At 66.2% G+C, this 18045-nt stretch carries 13 protein-coding genes; 5 read left to right on the forward strand and 8 right to left on the reverse strand.

Annotation, left to right across the window (positions count from 1 at the left end; translation table 11 throughout):
- Nucleotides 1–89: 89 nt before the first annotated feature.
- From NRS07_RS11480 to lpdA, 4 genes are read left to right on the forward strand one after another with little or no spacing between them, the layout of a single operon-like run.
- Nucleotides 90–1322, forward strand: a complete 1233-nt coding sequence (locus NRS07_RS11480; RefSeq protein ID WP_259206968.1) for a 3-methyl-2-oxobutanoate dehydrogenase (2-methylpropanoyl-transferring) subunit alpha — start codon at nt 90–92, stop codon at nt 1320–1322.
- Nucleotides 1319–2374, forward strand: coding sequence for an alpha-ketoacid dehydrogenase subunit beta (locus NRS07_RS11485; RefSeq protein WP_373889824.1), 1056 nt, complete (start codon nt 1319–1321; stop codon nt 2372–2374). Before NRS07_RS11480 ends, NRS07_RS11485 begins: the two co-directional genes overlap by 4 nt.
- Nucleotides 2375–3706, forward strand: a complete 1332-nt coding sequence (locus NRS07_RS11490) for a dihydrolipoamide acetyltransferase family protein (protein ID WP_259206969.1) — start codon at nt 2375–2377, stop codon at nt 3704–3706.
- A gap of 7 nt (nt 3707–3713) precedes the next feature.
- Nucleotides 3714–5150, forward strand: a complete 1437-nt coding sequence (lpdA, locus tag NRS07_RS11495) for a dihydrolipoyl dehydrogenase (protein ID WP_259206971.1) — start codon at nt 3714–3716, stop codon at nt 5148–5150.
- Between the two features lie 160 nt (nt 5151–5310).
- On the opposite strand, the gene NRS07_RS11500 is transcribed toward lpdA, so the two are convergent.
- Both NRS07_RS11500 and NRS07_RS11505 read right to left on the reverse strand, forming a co-directional pair.
- On the reverse strand, nt 5311–5955 hold the full coding sequence (locus NRS07_RS11500; RefSeq protein ID WP_259206972.1) for a TetR/AcrR family transcriptional regulator: 645 nt from the start codon (nt 5953–5955) through the stop codon (nt 5311–5313).
- 159 nt (nt 5956–6114) lie between these two features.
- Nucleotides 6115–6510, reverse strand: a complete 396-nt coding sequence (locus NRS07_RS11505; RefSeq protein ID WP_259206973.1) for a hypothetical protein — start codon at nt 6508–6510, stop codon at nt 6115–6117.
- A 259-nt stretch (nt 6511–6769) separates the two neighbouring features.
- Between NRS07_RS11505 and NRS07_RS11510 the strand changes: the two genes are divergently transcribed.
- On the forward strand, nt 6770–9547 hold the full coding sequence (locus NRS07_RS11510) for an EAL domain-containing protein (RefSeq protein ID WP_259206975.1): 2778 nt from the start codon (nt 6770–6772) through the stop codon (nt 9545–9547).
- 23 nt (nt 9548–9570) lie between these two features.
- On the opposite strand, the gene NRS07_RS11515 is transcribed toward NRS07_RS11510, so the two are convergent.
- The 6 genes from NRS07_RS11515 to NRS07_RS11540 form a co-directional block, all read right to left on the reverse strand.
- Complete coding sequence (locus NRS07_RS11515; RefSeq protein WP_259206978.1) at nt 9571–10536, reverse strand: glycoside hydrolase family 43 protein; 966 nt, start codon at nt 10534–10536, stop codon at nt 9571–9573.
- Nucleotides 10537–10557: 21 nt separating this feature from the next.
- Nucleotides 10558–13314: a TonB-dependent receptor gene (locus NRS07_RS11520; RefSeq protein WP_259206980.1), complete on the reverse strand. Its 2757-nt coding sequence runs from the start codon at nt 13312–13314 to the stop codon at nt 10558–10560.
- Between the two features lie 325 nt (nt 13315–13639).
- Nucleotides 13640–14749, reverse strand: coding sequence for an ABC transporter ATP-binding protein (locus tag NRS07_RS11525; protein WP_259206981.1), 1110 nt, complete (start codon nt 14747–14749; stop codon nt 13640–13642).
- A gap of 12 nt (nt 14750–14761) precedes the next feature.
- Nucleotides 14762–15631 (reverse strand): carbohydrate ABC transporter permease, encoded by an 870-nt coding sequence (locus tag NRS07_RS11530; RefSeq protein WP_259206983.1) that lies wholly within the window; start codon nt 15629–15631, stop codon nt 14762–14764.
- Nucleotides 15628–16548 (reverse strand): carbohydrate ABC transporter permease, encoded by a 921-nt coding sequence (locus tag NRS07_RS11535; protein WP_259206984.1) that lies wholly within the window; start codon nt 16546–16548, stop codon nt 15628–15630. Before NRS07_RS11535 ends, NRS07_RS11530 begins: the two co-directional genes overlap by 4 nt.
- 18 nt (nt 16549–16566) lie before the next feature.
- Nucleotides 16567–17865, reverse strand: a complete 1299-nt coding sequence (locus NRS07_RS11540) for an extracellular solute-binding protein (protein WP_259206985.1) — start codon at nt 17863–17865, stop codon at nt 16567–16569.
- Between the last annotated feature and the right edge of the window lie 180 nt (nt 17866–18045).

Raw genomic sequence — 18045 nt, forward strand, 5'->3', positions numbered from 1 at the left:
ATATGAAAAAAGTTGGCGCGTAAGCTTGCGCGCAGCGCCAATGGCCGTATCATGCTTGCCGCAAGTCACCTTACAAAGGGGTAGCGTTTATGAGTCAGAGTAAGCCTCTGTCACTGCATGTACCGGAGCCTACCGGCCGCCCGGGCTGCAAGACCGATTTTTCGTATCTTCAATTGAGTCCCGCCGGCGCAGTCCCGCGCCCGGCGGTCGATGTCGCACCGATCGACACCGGCGAGATCGCCGGTTCCCTGATCCGCGTGCTCGACGAGTCCGGCAATGCCGTCGGTCCGTGGGCGCCCGAGCCCGACCGCGAGCTGTTCCGCTTCGGCCTGCGCACCATGATGAAAACCCGCATTTTCGATGCGCGCATGGTGATCGCCCAGCGCCAGAAGAAAATGTCTTTCTATATGACCTCGCTCGGCGAGGAAGCCATCGGCACCGCGCAGGCGCTGGCGCTGCAGGACGGCGACATGCATTTCCCGACCTACCGCCAGCAAAGCCTGTTGTTCGCCAAGGAAGTACCACTGGTCGAAATGATCTGCCAGTTGCTGTCCAACGAGCGCGATCCGCTCAAGGGCCGCCAGCTGCCGGTCATGTACTCGGTGCGCCGCGCCGGCTTCTTTACCATTTCCGGCAATCTCGCCACCCAATACCCGCAAGCCGTGGGCTGGGCGATGGCATCGAGCATCAAGGGCGACACGAAAATCGCCGCGGCCTGGATCGGTGACGGCGCTACCGCCGAATCCGATTTCTCCACGGCCCTGACCTTTGCCCACGTCTACCGCGCGCCAGTGATCCTGAACGTGGTGAACAACCAGTGGGCGATCTCGACCTTCCAGGCGATTGCCGGCGGCGAGAGCGTGACTTTTGCCACCCGCGGCATTGGCAGCGGCATCGCGTCGCTGCGCGTGGACGGCAACGACTTCCTGGCGGTGCTCAGCGCCTCGCGCTGGGCCGCCGAACGTGCCCGCAGCAACCTTGGACCGGCCCTGATCGAATGGGTCACCTACCGCGCCGGCCCGCACTCGACATCGGACGATCCGGGCCGCTACCGGCCGGCCGACGACGTCGCGCGTTTCCCGCTGGGCGACCCGATCGCGCGCCTGCGCCAGCACCTGACCAACCTGGGCTGGTGGTCGGACGAGGAAAACGACGCCGTGCAGGCCGAGCTGGAAGCGGAAATCCTCGCGGCCCAGAAAGAAGCCGAGAGCTACGGCATCCTGGGCGACGAACGCGCGCCGAGTGCCGCGACGATGTTCGAGGACGTGTACAAGGACATGCCGGAGCACTTGCGCCGGCAGCGACAGGAACTGGGGGTATGAGGATGGCACGCGACGAACAGACACAAGACGTGAGCACCATGCCGATGACCATGATCCAGGCGCTGCGCTCGGCCATGGATGTCATGATGGAACGCGACAACAACGTGGTGGTATACGGCCAGGACGTCGGCTATTTCGGCGGCGTGTTCCGCGTCACCGACGGGCTGCAGGCAAAATACGGCAGCTCGCGCGTATTCGATGCGCCCATTTCCGAAGGCGGCATCGTCGGCACCGCGGTGGGCATGGCGGCCTATGGCCTGCGCCCGGTGGTCGAGATCCAGTTCGCCGATTATTTTTATCCGGCGACCGACCAGATCGTGTCGGAAGCGGCGCGCCTGCGCTACCGCTCGGCCGGCGAATTCACCGCCTCGATGGTGATCCGCATGCCTTGCGGCGGCGGCATCTGGGGCGGCCAGACCCACAGCCAGAGCCCGGAAGCCTTTTTCACCCACGTCTGCGGGCTGCGCACGGTGATGCCGTCCAACCCCTACGACGCCAAGGGCCTGTTGATCGCGTCGATCGAGAACGACGACCCTGTGATCTTCCTGGAGCCCAAGCGGCTGTACAACGGCCCCTTCGACGGCCACCACGACCGCCCGGTCGTGCCATGGTCGGGCCACCCGCTGGGCAGTGTGCCGACGGGTCACTACACGGTGGACCTGGACAAGGCCAACATCGTGCGCCCCGGTAACGACGTCACCGTGCTGGCCTACGGCACCATGGTCTGGGTCTCGGAAGCGGCGGCGCGTGAATCCGGCATCGACGCCGAAGTGATCGACCTGCGCAGCATCTGGCCACTGGACCTGGACACCATCGTCAAGTCGGTGCAGAAAACGGGCCGCTGCGTGATCGTGCACGAGGCAACCAAGACCAGTGGCTTTGGCGCCGAGCTCTCGGCACTGGTGCAAGAACACTGCTTCTACCACCTGGAGGCGCCGATCGAACGCGTCGCCGGCTGGGACACCCCTTACCCGCATGCGCAGGAATGGGCTTACTTCCCGGGCCCGGACCGCGTTGCGGCGGCCTTGACACGCGCGATGGAGGCAAAGTAAATGGGCATTCACGTTATCAAAATGCCGGACCTCGGCGAAGGCATCGCCGAAGTCGAAGTCGTGGCCTGGCACGTCCAGCCCGGCGACACCGTCAAGGAAGACCAGGTACTGGCCGACGTCATGACCGACAAGGCGACGGTCGAAATCCCGTCGCCGGTGGCAGGCACCGTTACCAGCCTGGGCGGCGCGATCGGCCAGGCGATGGCGGTCGGCGCCGAGCTGATCCGCCTCGAGGTCGCTGGCGCCGGCAACTACGCTGGCGACAAGGCCATCCAGGAGCCGGTGAAATCGGCAGCGGCCAAGGCGCCGGCCGAAGAAGTCGGCGAGTCGCATAGCGCGCCGCAACTTGAAGCAGTGGCGGCGCAAGCCGCCGCTCCGGTCCAGGCAGCGGCCGCGCCGCGCAGTTCGCCGCAAAAGGCGCACCAGCACGCGCCGGCCATGCGCGCCGAAGGCGACAAGCCGCACGCGGCGCCGGCGGTGCGCCAGCGCGCCTGGGACCTTGGTATCGAACTGCAGTTCGTGCACGGCAGCGGTCCGGCCGGACGCATCCTGCATTCCGACCTCGACGAGCACGTGGCGAGCCGCCGCCAGGGCGGCAAGGGCGCGAGCAGCGACAACCGCTACGCGCAGCTCGAAGGCGAGCATGCAACGCCGATCATCGGCCTGCGCCGCAAGATCGCCGAGAAGATGCAGGAAGCCAAGCGCCAGATCCCGCACTTCACCTATGTCGAAGAAATCGACGTCACCGAACTCGAACTGCTGCGCGCCCAGCTCAACGCCCGCTACGGCGCCGAGCGCGGCAAGCTGACCCTGCTGCCGCTGGTGATGCGCGCGGTGGTACTGGCGATCCGCGCCTACCCGATGATGAACGCGCGCTACGACGACGCCGCCAACCTGCTCACGCGCTACGACCCGGTCCACCTGGGCATCGCCACCCAGACCGAGGCCGGGCTGATGGTGCCGGTGGTGCGCCATGCCGAAGCGCGCGACCCGTGGGCCAGCTCCGCCGAGGTGGCACGCCTGGCCGAGGCCGCGCGCACAGGCCGCGCCACGCGCGACGAGCTCACCGGCTCGACCATCACGATCACCAGCCTGGGGCCCTTGGGCGGCATCGTGACCACCCCGGTCATCAACCGCCCCGAAGTGGCGATCATCGGCACCAACCGGATCGTCGAGCGTCCGGTGATCCGCGACGGCGCCATGGTCGCGCGCAAGATGATGAATTTGTCGTCGTCGTTCGACCACCGCGTGATCGACGGCCAGGTGGCGGCCAAGTTCGTGCAAGCCATTCGCGGCTATCTCGAAACGCCGGCCACCATTTTCGTGGAATAGACTAGGCATGGAAACTCTCAATACTACCCTTCTGATCATCGGCGGCGGCCCCGGCGGCTACGTGGCCGGCATCAAGGCCGGCCAGCTCGGCGTGCCAACCATCCTGGTAGAGGGCGCCCAGCCGGGCGGCACCTGCCTGAACATCGGTTGCATCCCGTCCAAGGCGCTGATCCACGCGGCCGACGAATTTTGCAAGGTGCGCAGCTATGCGGCTGAAACTTCGCCGCTCGGGATTACCCTCGGTGCTGCCAGCGCGGACCCGCGCATCGACCTCGATCGCACCGTGGCCTGGAAAGATGGCATCGTCAAGAAGCTGACCGGCGGCGTCGGCGCCCTGCTCAAGAAAAACGGCGTCAAGCTGGTCAATGGCTGGGCCACCATCCTCGATGGCAAGACCGTCGAAGTCACGCCCGAAGGCAGCAGCGCGCCGACAGTGCGCATCCGCTGCGAGCACATGCTGCTGGCCAGCGGCTCGGTCCCGGTCGAGCTGCCCTTCATGCCTTTCGGCGGCCCGGTCATCTCGTCCACCGAAGCACTCTCGCCCGAAGGCGTGCCGCAGCGCCTGGTGGTGGTCGGCGCCGGCTATATCGGCCTGGAACTGGGCACCGCCTACCGCAAGCTCGGCTCGCAGGTGACGGTGGTCGAAGCGGCCGAGCGCATCTTGCCGGCCTATGATGCAGACCTGGTCAAGCCGGTGGCGTCGGCGCTGGCGCGCCTCGAAGTCGATGTGCGCCTGGCCACCTCGGTGCTGGGCCTGGACCCGAGCGATGGCCAGCAAGGCGCGCCATGCCGGGTGCGCATTCGGGACGCTTCCGGCGTGGAATCCACGCTGGAAGCCGATCGCGTGCTGGTGGCGGTCGGCCGCAAGCCGCGTACCACCGGCTGGGGCCTGGAAAACCTGATGCTCGACATGGACGGGCGCGCCATCAAGGTCGATAGCGGATGCCGCACCTCGATGCGCAACGTGTGGGCGATCGGCGACCTGGCCGGCGAGCCGATGCTGGCGCACCGCGCCATGGCGCAGGGCGAGATGGTGGCCGAAATCGTGGCCGGCAAGCGGCGCGAATTCACTCCGGCGGCAATTCCGGCGGTGTGCTTCACCGATCCCGAGATCGTGGTGGTCGGCATGTCGCCGGCCGACGCCGACAAGGCCGGCATCGAGGTCATGGTCGCCAGCTTCCCGTTCAGCGCCAATGGCCGCGCCATGACCATCGAGAGCACCGATGGCTTCGTGCGCGTGGTGGCGCGCAAGAGCGACCACCGCATCGTTGGCTGGCAAGCCGTGGGCGGCGCAGTGTCCGAGCTGGCTGCTGGCTTCACCCAGTCGATCGAACTGGGCGCCCAGCTCGAAGACATCGCCGGCACCATCCACGCCCACCCGACCCTGGGCGAGGCGGTGCAGGAAGCAGCCATGCGCGCGCTCGGCCACGCTCTGCACATCTGACCCCGTCCGCTGCCGTCCGCCCGACGGCAGCGGGTGGTCTTGTCCCCGCCTGACACCTCCTACCCACTGATTTGGCATATTCGACCGCAAGTCGAATACTGTTTGACAGAACGGCAAATTCTTCAAATATTATTTTGCCACCGATCTTTTGCGCCAAATTTTATACTTTTGCGCATTGGTCCACTGCAGGGCGCCGTCCGGACGCCAGCACCATGCATAGCCTCAAGGCCGAATCGACCACCTCGTCGATCGCGGGATGGTAGTCGTCCTCGATCCAGCGCAGTGCAATATGGATCACGCCACCGACCACGCCGGCTTGTAGCAGTTCATCCTGCACCGCGCCAGGCGGGGCGACAATGCGCGCCACTTCGTGGCCGATGGCGCGCAGCGCGCTATCGAACGCGAGGTCGACCGCGCGGCTCACCCCACGGATCTCGACCAAAAAAACCCGCGCCGACTGCGGCTCGCGTTGCAGGGCGGCGAAATAGGCATGCAGCATGGCGCGCGAGCGCACGACGCGCGCGCGTCCAGCCTCGTGCGCCGCGCGGGTGATCGCTCCCACCACCGAACGGGTGACAACATTGAACGAGTCGATCAGCAGCGCCTCGCTGTTGACATAGGATTCATAGAAATACCGTTCGGTGAGACCGGCGGCCTCGCACACCGCCTTGACGCTAGCCTGGTGATAGCCGCGTTCTCCGTAGACGGCGATCGCCGCGGCGATCAAGCGCGCGCGGCGCGCGGCCCGCCTTTCGTCCTGCGACAATCCGCGGTAAGAACGCGGGGTGTTCGTCTCTGCTTTCATAGCAACATTCTACACAGAAACTTGTGATTACAACTGCAACATCGCAGCTGCCATTCTCGAGTCAATGTTCAACGTTCATAAAAAAGCCGGGCCTGCATGGCAGGCCCGGCGCGAGCGGCCTAGGCCGCCCGGGGGTAGAAGATTGCGGCTCAGGTAAGATCAGTCAGGTGGTCCCTGGCGCCCGGCGCCAGCCTGGTCCTGGCGGCCGGCTTCGGGCTGGCCAGGCGCCTGCTGCTGGCGCTCGCCCTGCGCGTTTTGCTGTCCCGGCTGGTTCGACTGGCGGTTGCCGGTCTTGCTGCCGATGCCTTCCATGCCGGTCTCGATCTTGCCGCTGGCGCTGCCGCCCGCAAAACCCTGGTCGGCTTCCTGGTCGGCGCTGGCGCCGGCCAGCAAGTCGTCGGTGCGGCTGTCGGCCTGCCGGTTACCCTGCGCACGGGTTTGATCAACCTCTCCGGTGCCGCCGGCGCCCATGCTGGCAGCGCTGCCGCCACCGTTCTTGGTAGCCTGGTCGTAGTTGCGCCCCTTGGCGTCCTTGCCTTCGCTTTGCATCGACATCGTGCTCTCCTGTCTGGTGGGTTCAAGCTTCCATCATAGGCAAGCAAGGGTGCGGCGCGAGTAGGCGGGCGCCCGCATTGGCTGTAGGACCAGGCCGTCCGGGTCAAGCGGTGACAACGCCATCGTGCCCGAACCTGTCGTAATTTCGCCAATGGCCGTCTGTTTCCATGCGGTAATCGTTATACTTAAGCGGCATGCATGTGACATTGCGTGCTTTTCTGCCACCTGCAGCGGCCTGTGCCGCGCCCACTGCCCTATCGTGAACACCATCGCCGCCACGCCTGCCCAACTTGCGCTACTCGCCGCAGACAATTGCGCGCAGATCGACAATGCGCTCGATCTGATGGTCGTACTCGGCCGCAGCGGCCGCATCGAGCGGGTCAATCCGGCGTCGCTCGCCCTGCTCGGCTACCGGCCAGAAGAATTACTCGGGCGCCACTACAAAACCCTTGTCCATCCCGACCAGCACGCCGAAGCGGACGGCCTCGAAGCGAGCCTGCGGCGGGTGCATCCCGAGCAAACGGACGTCCCGCTGCGGCTGCGCCGCCAGGATGGAGAACTGGTCGCAATGTCACTGTCGGCGCGCTGGTCCGCAGCGCACCGGCGTTTTTTTGTGACCGGCCGCGACATCACTGGCCAGCTGCAAACGCGCGAGGCGCTGCAAAAATCCGAAGCAGCACTGGGCGGCATGCTCGAAAGTATCGGCGACGCCCTGTTCGCCATCGACAGCCAGTGGCGCATCACCTACGCCAACCGCAAGGCCGGCGACTTCGTCGGCGCCGATCCCGATACGGCAATCGGCCTGCCCCTGCTCGAGGTGGCACCGGACCTGGCGTATTCGCAGGCGCTGCCGCGCTACCAGCGCGCCATGCAAACACGCCAACCGGATACCTTCGAAGTGTTCTGGGAGCCGCTGGCGCTGTGGATAGAAGTGCGGGTTTATCCGAACGCGGACGGCATTTCCGTTTATTTCCACGGCATCGGCGCCAAGCGCGAAGCCGAGCAGGCCCTGCGCAAGAGCGAACAGCGCTTTCGCAAACTGTTCAATCTTGCCGGTGACAGTGTCATGATCGTCGATGGCGCGCTGCGGATCGTCTCGGTGAACGACCGCGCCTGCGCGCGCTTTGGTTACCGGCGCGACGACTTCGTGGGCCGCCCGATTTGCGAGGTGAATCTGGACATCCCCGGCAGTGCCGTGCGCCTGGCCGGGCTGCGCGCCGGCCAGGCGCAGTTGCTGCGCATCGACATGCGCGGCAAAGATGGCAGCGCCTTTCCGGCCGAAGTCCAGATCTCGCGCTTTGACGACGACGGCGAAGAGTTTCTGCTGGCCGTGATCCGCGACCTGAGCGACCGCGAACAGGCCGAGCGCCAGGTGCGCGAGAGCGAGCAGCGCCTGCGCGAGGTAATCGAGATGACGCCGGGCGGCTACCTGGTGGCCACGCTCGACGGCGCGCTGCACGATGCCAATCCAGCCTTGTGCGCGCTCTCTGGCTACCCGCGCGAGATGCTGCTGTCGATGCGCATCGGCGACTTGTTCGTATCGTTTCCGCTGGCGAGCCTGGCCGGGGGCGGCGGGCCGACTGCGGTGCAGGGCATGGAAGCGGTGCTGCGCCACCGCGACGGTGACCACATCCACGTGCTGTTCAACGGTAGCATCAAGCGCGATGCCAACGGCACACCGGTATCGCTGACCGGCTTGATGACCGACATTACCGGGCGCAAGCAGGCCGAGAGCCGCCTGCAGCAGCTCGCAACCCACGACACCCTGACCGGACTGCCCAACCGCGCACTGCTGGGCGAGCGGGTGCAGGCCATGCTCGACACCTGCGCCCCTGGCGACTCGGTGGCCGTGATGTTCCTGGACCTGGACCGCTTCAAGGAAGTCAACGATTCGTTCGGCCACGACACAGGCGACATGCTGCTATGCGAAGTCGCGGACCGGCTGCGCCATGCAATACGCCCGACCGACATCATCGCACGGCTCGGCGGCGACGAATTCGTGGTGGCGGCCTGGTGCGCCAGCGGGCAGCCTGCCGCCGCCCGGATTGCCGCCAAGCTGCTCGATGCCTTGAGCGCGCCGGTGACGGTTGGCGGGCAAGAGGTCATCGTGGGCGCATCGATCGGCATCAGCGTGTTTCCGCGCGATGCGCAAACCCGTGAAATGCTGTTCCAGAGCGCCGATACTGCGATGTACCGGGCCAAGAATTCGGGCCGCAACCGCTACCGCTTCTTCGAGCCAGAAATGACCGTCGCCACCCAGGTGCGGATGGCACTCGAGATGTCGCTGCGCCCGGCGCTGGCGCGCGGTCAATTCGAACTGCACTACCAGCCGCGCATCGCGCTGGCCGGCATGGACTTGGTCGGCATGGAAGCCCTGATCCGCTGGAACCACCCCGAACGCGGCAGCGTACCACCGCAGCAGTTCATCGCGATTGCCGAGGAAACCGGCCTGATCGTCGAGATCGGCCGCTGGGTACTGCGCCAGGCCTGCACCCAGACCCGCCGCCTGATCGACGAGCTCGAGCGCCCGGTCGTGGTCTCGGTCAATGTCTCGGCGCGCCAGTTGGCGCAGCCGGCATTCGTCGACGAAGTACGCGCGGCGCTGGCCGACGCCGGCCTCGCGCCCGACTGCCTGGAACTGGAGCTGACCGAGAGCGCGCTGATCGAAGACATCGAGCACACCGCGTCGATGCTGCGCGAACTCAAGCGCCTCGGCATCAGCCTGGCGGTGGACGACTTCGGCACCGGCTTTTCCAGCCTGGCCTACTTGCGCCGCTTCCCGATCGACGTACTCAAGCTCGACCGCTCGTTCGTGCTGCAGCACGACCAGGACGTCTCGACCTTCGACTTCATCAAGGCCTTTGTCGACCTGGCGCATGCCCTGAACATGGCGGTGGTGGCAGAAGGCGTGGAAACAATCGAAGTGCTAGAACTGCTGCGCGCGGCCAGCTGCGACCAGGCCCAGGGCTATTACCTGGCGCGGCCGATGCCGTGGACTGAACTGCGCGGCATCCTCAAGGCAGGTCACGCCGGCTGAGCGATGGTCAGCGGGCTGGCGACCTATGCTACCCGCCCCGCCGGCGCCGGCTGCCGGCTACAGGTCGGCCCGGCGGTCGCCGGCTGGCCGTTTTTCCACTCCAGCTGGTCGATGCACATGCGGCGCCCGCTCATGGCGCTGTCCCAGGCATGGTAAACGATCCACTCCTGGCTGCCGTCGGGTGAGGTAGTAAAGCTATTGTGGCCCGGTCCGATGATCTGCGGTGGCCGCGAGCTCATGAGCAAGGCCGATTCGCTGCCCGGCGGCCGCGAGAACGGCCCGAGCGGATGGTCGGCGACCACCCAGCTCACGCCGTAGTTTTCCTGTTCCCAGGCGCCGCCGCTGTAGAAGCAGTAGTACTTGCCGCCATGGACCAGCAGCGCCGCGCCTTCTACCGTGTGCCAATCGTAGACGGCGTCATACATCGCCCGTCCTTTCTTGAACAGCTGCCAGTCGGCGTGCGGGCGCACCACCGTGCGTGGCTTGCCTTCGAGCCGGTTCATGGCCAGCATGCGGTCGACCACGATGCCGGTGCCGATGCGGTGATCGTCCTCGAACTCGAGGAAATCAACGCAGTAGTACAGGTACCACTGGCCGTCGTGGTCGCGAAACGGGTGGGCGTCGATCGAGAATGGCTGGCCGGGCACCAGCAGCACGCCGCAGTCGGCGAATGGGCCGAGCGGATCGTTGGAGACGGCTACGCGCAGCCGGTGGTGCTTGCCCTGGCTGTCGCCCGCCGAATAATAGAGCCAGAACCTGCCCTCGCTGAAGGCCACTTCGGGGGCCCAGAAATGCGCGTCGCCGGCGGCCGAGAGCGCGTAGCCGGCCAGGTGCCAGTCGACCAGGTCGGTCGAGACCAGGATCGGAAAGCGCCCGCCGCCCGGACCGTCGGGCGCGGTGCCGTAGGCAAAATACCGCCCTTCGTGCCTGAGCACGAAGGGGTCGGCCATGATCTCCGGGTAGACCGGATTGCTGTAGGTCTTGTGCATGATGCCTTTCGTGGCCGGCCCCTACATCCGGTAGCGCAGGCTCACGCCGTAGGTGGTCGGGTTGTAGCGGATATCGCGTGGGCGGATCGGGTCGCCCAGGTAGCTCTCGTAGCGCTCCCGGGTCAGGTTGATCGCATCGAGATGCAGCGACAAGTGCTTGCTCAGCTCGTAGCCGATGCTCAGGTCGACATAGGTCGCTTGCCTGACATAGCGGTCCTGGCCAAAGCGCGGTTCGGCGATCTGCTCGACATACTTGCCGCGCCGGGTCGCCGCCAGGCGTCCGGTCAGGCCGCTGCCCTCGTAGAGCAGCGCCAGGTTATAGCTCTGGCGCGCTACGCCGACCAGTTCGGTCGTGGTGAAGGCGCCGCTGCCGAACGCGGTGCGGGTCTGGTTTTCGCCGTCGATCCAGGTGTAGTTGAACTGCGCGCCCAGCCCGCTCCAGGCGCCCGGCAGAAAGTCGAAGAACTTCTGGATACCGAATTCGGCGCCCTTGAGCTTGCCCTTGCCCGAGTTCTGCGGGCGGTTGACCCGGTAGCTCACGCCGTTGATGGTTTCGTTCTGCTCGACATTTTGCAGGTAGCCGTCGATATCGCGGTGAAACAGCGCGACCTGCACGAAGCCGTTGTTCTGGAAGTAGTATTCCAAGGTGGCGTCGGTGTTGACCGATTCGGTCGGCGCCAGGTTCGGGTTACCCGACGAACCGGTGCCGGGCGCGTTGACGGTTGGCGGAATCAGGGACAGGGCCGGGTTCAGTTGTGCAAATTCCGGACGGGTGATGGTCTTGCCCAGGCTGAGGTGCGACTGCAGCCGATCGGTCCAGTTCACGACTGCCGACACGTTCGGTAAAAAATTGGTCTCGTCGCTGTCGACATTGATGGGCGTGACGACGTCGCCGAGCCGCTGGTTGCCCTGCAGCTGGCGGTCGACTTTCACCAGGCGAGCGCCGACGTTGCCAGTCATGCCCACCGAGCCTAGCGCGGCCCTCCAGCGCGCGCCCAGGTGCAGCGTGGCGGTGCGTTCGTCTTGCTCGAACAGGCGCATCGGGTCGTCCGGCACCCGGCCCAGTGGCTGGCCATAGAACGCACGTACGGCATCGGCCTGGTGGATCAGGAATTCTCGCGACGGGGTGTACCACGGGCCGCCCAGCCGGTCCAGGCCCGGCACCAGGGTCTGGAACGAAGGGCCAAAGGCGCCGATCGGGGTCGGCCGCACGGCGCCGCGCAAATCGTTGGCGCGCTCGCCGCTATGGAAGCCGACGTCGCGCCTGGACAGCCGCAGTCCGCCGGTGAGCGCACTAATGACGCCGTCGCCGCCGATGCGGTACACGGCGTCCGAGCGGAACTGCACCTGCTCGCCGCGCGATTCGCCCCAGTTCTGCACCATGCCGCGCAAGACGAACTGGCTCGGGTCGCGCAGCGCCGCGTTGGAGGTCGGCGTGGTGATGCTGTTGTAGCCGCCATGGCCGTCGCGGCCATAGGTATAGACCGACGCGCTGGCACCCGGGATCTGCTGGTCGACGATCACGGTATCGTTGATGAAATCCGAGCGCGTGAAAGCCAGGTTGCTGTCCACCGAGAGCGCGCCGCTACGGTGTTTCAGGGCGACATTCAGGAAATGGGTGTCGGTGCGCTCCTTTACGCCCCAGGTGCTGGTGGCGGTGTAGGGATCCCAGTCGTAGGGGCCGCCGAACTGCGCGGCCGCCGCGCTGGCCGCCTGGATCGGGCAGATCACGCCCTGCGATGTATTGCAGTAGTCGCCCTGCGGCGCCAGCACCACATTGGTCAGGCGCGGGGTCCAGGTGGCGATGTTCAGGATGTAGTCGACCTCACTCTCGCCGCGGTAGCCGGTGCCCAGGTACTGGGTGCTCAGTTCGGTGGACGGGCTGATCTTCCATTGGAAGGCCGCGTGGATGCTGCCGCGCTCACGGTCGCCCGCATTGTAGATGCCACCGATGTTGGGCAATTCGCCCAGCCGGTCGCCGGGACGCAGCGGCGCGATCGGCTGGTCGTCGTTGAGGCGGGTGGCGCTGCCATCCGGACTGACCGAAAAGATGCGGTCGGGACGGTCGACCCACTGGACCGGGAAGGTCCAGCGATCCTTGTTGTAGGCGATGTCCACCAGCACGCCCATCTCGCCCACGCCGGTCTGCCAGCGGTTGCTCAGCAACAGGCCAGCGCCCGGGTTGTTATGCTTCTTGCTGCCATCGCTGCCCTCGACCTGGCTGCGCCGGTTTTCCAGGAAACCGGTCACGGTATAGCCCTTGAAGTCGAAGGGCGCGCGCAGGCGGATGTTGACCGCGCCGGCGATACCGCCCTCGAACTGGTTGGCGGTGGCCGACTTGTACACGTCCAGGCCCGCGATCGACTGCACCGGCAAATCCTGGTACGACAGGCGGCGGCCGGTACCGGTAAAGATCTCGTTGCCGTCGATGGTGGTGGCGACGTCGGGCAGGCCGCGGATGATCACGGTATTGGTCTCGCCGCGGTCGCGGCCCACCTGTACCCCGGCGATGCGCTGCAGGGCGTCGCCGGCTGCGCGGTCGGGAAATTTACCGATATCGTCGGCATTGATCGAGTCGACCACCTGTTCGGCATCGCGCTTGATCTGTTCGGCCGAGCGGATGCTGCTGCGGATGCCGGTCACTTCTACCCTGGCCATGCCGTCCGCCGGCGCGGCGCCCTGGCCGGCAGGTGTGGTATTTTGGGCGGCAGCGAAGCCGATGTGGCTGCACAGCAGCATGGCGGCAGCGCACACTGGCCGGACTGTCAACGTGGTCATCGAGGTCTCCTGGGATTCTTGACGGCACCTGCGCCTGCCGGATCGCGGACGCGCCTGCCGAAAGCGGATTCATTATTCGTCATCGGGTACGACCTGCATGAGAAAATTAGCAAACATCGCACCCGGGTGGCGCACTCAAGGACAAAAATCAAGCGTCCGGCGTGGGCTGAAAAAGGCGGTAGCTGCGCGCCCCATGAGAGCGAAATGAGAACGAAAGCGGCTTGCTTGCCGGTGCGCAGGGGCCCGCTTCTGTTAACCTAAGCCATCAAAATTTCTGCTGCTTAAGGTCTGATTTCGTCGTGTGCCAACAACACCGAACGCAAGCTCACCCAGGCAGGGCGCGCGGCAAGGCCAGGCCTTCGGCGTCGAACAGGTGGCCGTGGGCCGGGTCGAAGGCCAGCGTGACACGGGCCCCGGCCGCCAGCGCGCCCTGGGCCGCGCCAGATTTGACCGCCACCATGTCGGGCACGCCCTCGGCCTGCAGGTACACGATGCTACTGTCGCCCAGGTATTCGACCAGGGTCACGGTGGCAGCAAAGCCCCCTTCTTGCGCGTCCTGGGCTTCGATGCGCAAGTGTTCGGGGCGCAGCCCGAGGGTCACGGCAGCGCCGGGGGCGGCCCGCGTGGCATCGGCCGCCACCCGCACCAGTGCGCCGCTGGCAAGGCGCACATGGGCGGCGCTGCCCTCTTCTCCGGCCAGCGCGCCCGGCAAGAAGTTCATGCGCGGCGACCCAAGAAAACCGGCCACGAAACGGTTGGCCGGGCGCTCGTAGAGCTGCAGCGGCGTGCCCGACTGCTCGATATGGCCGCCGTTGAGCACCACGATCTTCTGGCCCAGGGTCATGGCCTCGACCTGGTCGTGGGTAACGTAGATCATGGTGGCGTTCAGCTCGCGGTGCAGACGTGCCAGTTCGACCCGGGTCTGGCCGCGCAGCGCCGCATCCAGGTTCGACAGCGGCTCGTCGAACAGGAATACCGCGGGTTTGCGCACGATCGCCCGCCCGATCGCCACGCGCTGGCGCTGGCCGCCCGACAGCGCCTTGGGACGGCGCTCGAGCAGGTGTCCGATCTGCAGGATCTGCGCGGCGCGCGCCACCCGCTCGTCGATCTCGGCGCGCGCCACCCCGGCCAGCTTCAGCGCGAAACCCATGTTCTGCGCCACGGTCATGTGCGGATACAGCGCATAACTCTGGAACACCATGGCGATGCCGCGCTCGGCCGGGCGCACCTCGTTGCAGAGCCGGTCGCCAATGTTCACCGTGCCCGAGCCGACCTGTTCCAGGCCGGCGACGATGCGCAGCAAGGTCGACTTGCCGCAGCCCGAAGGCCCGACCAGCACCACGAATTCGCCGTCCGCGATGTCCAGGTCGATCCCCTTGAGCACGGGATGGTTGTCATACTGCTTGGTGATGCCTTGCAGGCGCACGGATGCCATTGACTCTCCTGATTAACCCTTGAGGCCGGTGGCGGCCAGGAAGCCCTGGGTGACACGGCGCTGGAACAGCACATAGGCCAGCGCCACCGGCAGCGCGCCCAGCAGCGCCCCCGCCATCAGCTGGGCGTAGCGTACTCCGAAGGCGTCATACGTCTGCGTCAGGCCGAGCGGAATGGTCATCATGTCGTTCGAGGTAATGATGATGAAAGGCCACAAAAAATTATTCCATGCCCCGATAAAGCTAACGATCGCCATCGCCCATACGATATTGCCCGACACCGGCAGGTAGACGCTCCACAAGATGCGCAGCGCTCCAGCCCCGTCCATCACGGCCGCTTCGCGAAAATCAGCGGGAATCGCGTCGAAAAATCCCTTGAACACATAGATGACGACCGGCGCCACCACCTGCGGCAGCACGATGCCCGGATAGCTGTTGATCAGGCCAAGCTGGTTCATCATGCGAAACAGCGGCACCAGCAGCGCCTCGAACGGCACCAGGAAGGCCAGCATGGTCAGCCCGAACACCAGCGAGCGGCCGCGAAAGCGCAGCTGCGAAAACGCATACGCGGCCATCAGCGAGAGCGCCATCGTCAGCACGGTCACCAACAGGGCGACCAGGGCGCTGTTGAACAGCCAGCGCCCGACATTGCCGGCGGCGAGCACCCTGGCAAAGGCTTCCAGGGTCCATTGCTGCGGCAACCAGCGAAAGACGGCGGACACGGTTTCGTGTTCGGGCCGCAGCGCGGTGCTCAGCGCCCACAAGAGCGGCGCCACCCACATGGCCGCCAGCAGCAGCGCGGCGCCGGCGCCGATCACGGTCCACGCCAGGTTGCTGCGCGCCTGCATCGGCGCCTGCATCAACGCGGTCTTCGCGTGCTTCATGCGTTCCTCCGTGCCAGCCAGCGCGCCAGGCCCGCATGGACCAGCGACAGCACCACCACGATCACCACGAATGCCACCGCGATGGCGGCGGCATAGCCCGCGTCGCTCTGCGTGAATGCGGTCTCGTACATGTAGTGCAGGGTCACGCGCGTGGTGTTGAACGGTCCGCCGCTGGTCATGATGTAGGTCTGCCCGAAGATCTTCATCGACGCGATCAGCTGCAGCACCAGGGCCATGCCGGCCACAGGACGCAGCGCCGGCCAGGTAATGGCGCGAAACAGCGCCAGGCCGCGGGCGCCATCGAGCGCTGCCGCCTCGTACAGGTCGAGCGGAATGTTGCGCAGGCCCGCCAGGAACATCAGCATGTTGAAGCCAACCGTCCACCAGATGGTGGCGATGGCGACCATCGGCATCGCCCAGGCAAGGTCGGCGAACCAGGCGCGCTGCATGCCCAGCACGTAGTTCACCACGCCGCTCGATGGCTGCAGCATCCAGTCGGCGATCAGCGTCATCACCGAGATCGGCAGCACGAAAGGCAGAAAGAACGCGCCCTGCAGCCAGTTGCTGGCGCGCGTGAAGTGGTTCACCAGCAGCGCCATGAGCAGGCCGAGCGCCGTCAGCGGCAGCACCGTGAGCAAGGCGAAATAAAAGGTGTTGCCGAGCGCGGCCCAGAACGAGGGATCGCGCACCAGCGTGGCGTAGTTGGCGAAGCCGACAAACGCATTGGTGCGGGTCAGGCTGCTTTCAGTCAGGCTCATGTAGAACGTCTCGAGCGCCGGCAGGAAGAAGAACAGTACAAAGGTGACCGCGAACGGCGCCAGCAGCAGCGCAGCCGGCAGCGCGTCGCCGCGCCGCCTGGTCGGGGTCGGGGTCTGGATTCTCGCCCCCATGCCGGCGTCGCCAGAAGTGATGTTCATGCCTGCCATCGGGGCCGCTCAGTAGCGCGGAGCGCGCTTGCGGATCAGGCGCGCCGCCTCGGTTTCAAACATGCGCAGGGCCTGCGCGGGCGTGAGCTGCGAGGATAGTGCCGCCGGCAGAAATTTCGACGCCATCGCCTGCAGCGGACCGGCAGCGCCCATGTACCAGGCGTCCGGGTCGTAGATCACGTGGCGCGGCACGCCGGCATACAGGCGGTTGGGCATCAAGGCCAGGGCGGCCGGCGACTCGGCCACCGGCCGGTAGGCCAGCACATGCCCGCCCTCGGCCCAGCCCAACGAATGCTTGCTGACAAAGGCCACGAAGCGCAGCGCCGCGCGCGCCTTTTCCGGCGTCATGGGCCTGCCTTCGTTGGCGGGAATCGCAAACGCGTGCGAATCGGCCCAGACGCTATCGTTGCCGTACATGCGCGGCAGCGGCACGATGCCGTACTCGAATCCGAGCGTGCCGCGCCGGGTGGCGCGCACCATTTCAGGCACTTCCCACACGCCGTTGATCATGAAGCCGGCATTGCCGCCCATGAACTGGCTGGTCGAGGCCGGGTAGTCCAGGCCAGGCTGGGCATAGCCCTGCTGGAACCAGCTGCTCACGCGCGCCAGCGAGTCCACCCCCGCAGCGCCGTAGGCGAAACGGCCGTCGCGGATCAGGGGCACGTCGCGCTGGGCCAGCATCGAGACCCACAGGCGCCAGATGGCATACGAACTCTGGCTGCTTTCCATCGTCATGCCCGGACGGCCGGTTGCCTGCTTCACGGCGCGAAAGGCTGCGCTCAGGGCGTCGATTCCCTGGATCGGCTTGAGCGTGCCGGCCGCGTCGAGCAGGCCGGCCTGGCCGGCCAGGGTCTTGTTGTAGTACAGGACCAGCGGGTGCAGGTCGAGCGGCACCGCGTAGGTCTGGCCGGCGTGCTGCGACTTGTTCCACTGGCGCGGGTAGAAATCGGCGCTCTTCAAGCCGGCGTCCTGCAGTTCGCCGGCACGGATCGGGCGCAGTACCCCGCCGCCTGCCAGGTTGGTCATGCGCGACAGGTGCACGGTGGCCAGGTCGGGGCCGGCGCCGACCACCGAGGCGGTGATCAGCTTGGTGTAGAACGGCTCGCCCCATTTCAGCGTGGTACTGGTCACGCGCACTTCGCGCTGACTGGCATTGAAGCGCTGGACCAGGTCGGCCATGCGCGCGCCGTCGCCGCCGCTGAGCAGGGTCCACATGCGCACCTCGACCTGCGCCCGGGCGGGCGCGCATGCCAGCGCCAGCGCAATTGCCAGCAGCCTGGCCGCCTGGCGCACCGGGAATGGGTTCAAGCCTGTCTCCTGGAGAGTTCCGGGTTGTCACAGCATTTTGTTAATTCATACTAACAAATAATGATCGGCTTGGGTGGCCCTGCAGCGCGCCCATGCGATGCCCATGCAGCGCGCATGAAATGCCTGCCCGGCATCCCCGCGCGCGTGCTCCAGCAGCTATCATGCGCGCTGACCACGACC

Source organism: Massilia sp. H6 (genome assembly GCF_024802625.1).
GTDB lineage: Bacteria > Pseudomonadota > Gammaproteobacteria > Burkholderiales > Burkholderiaceae_D > Telluria.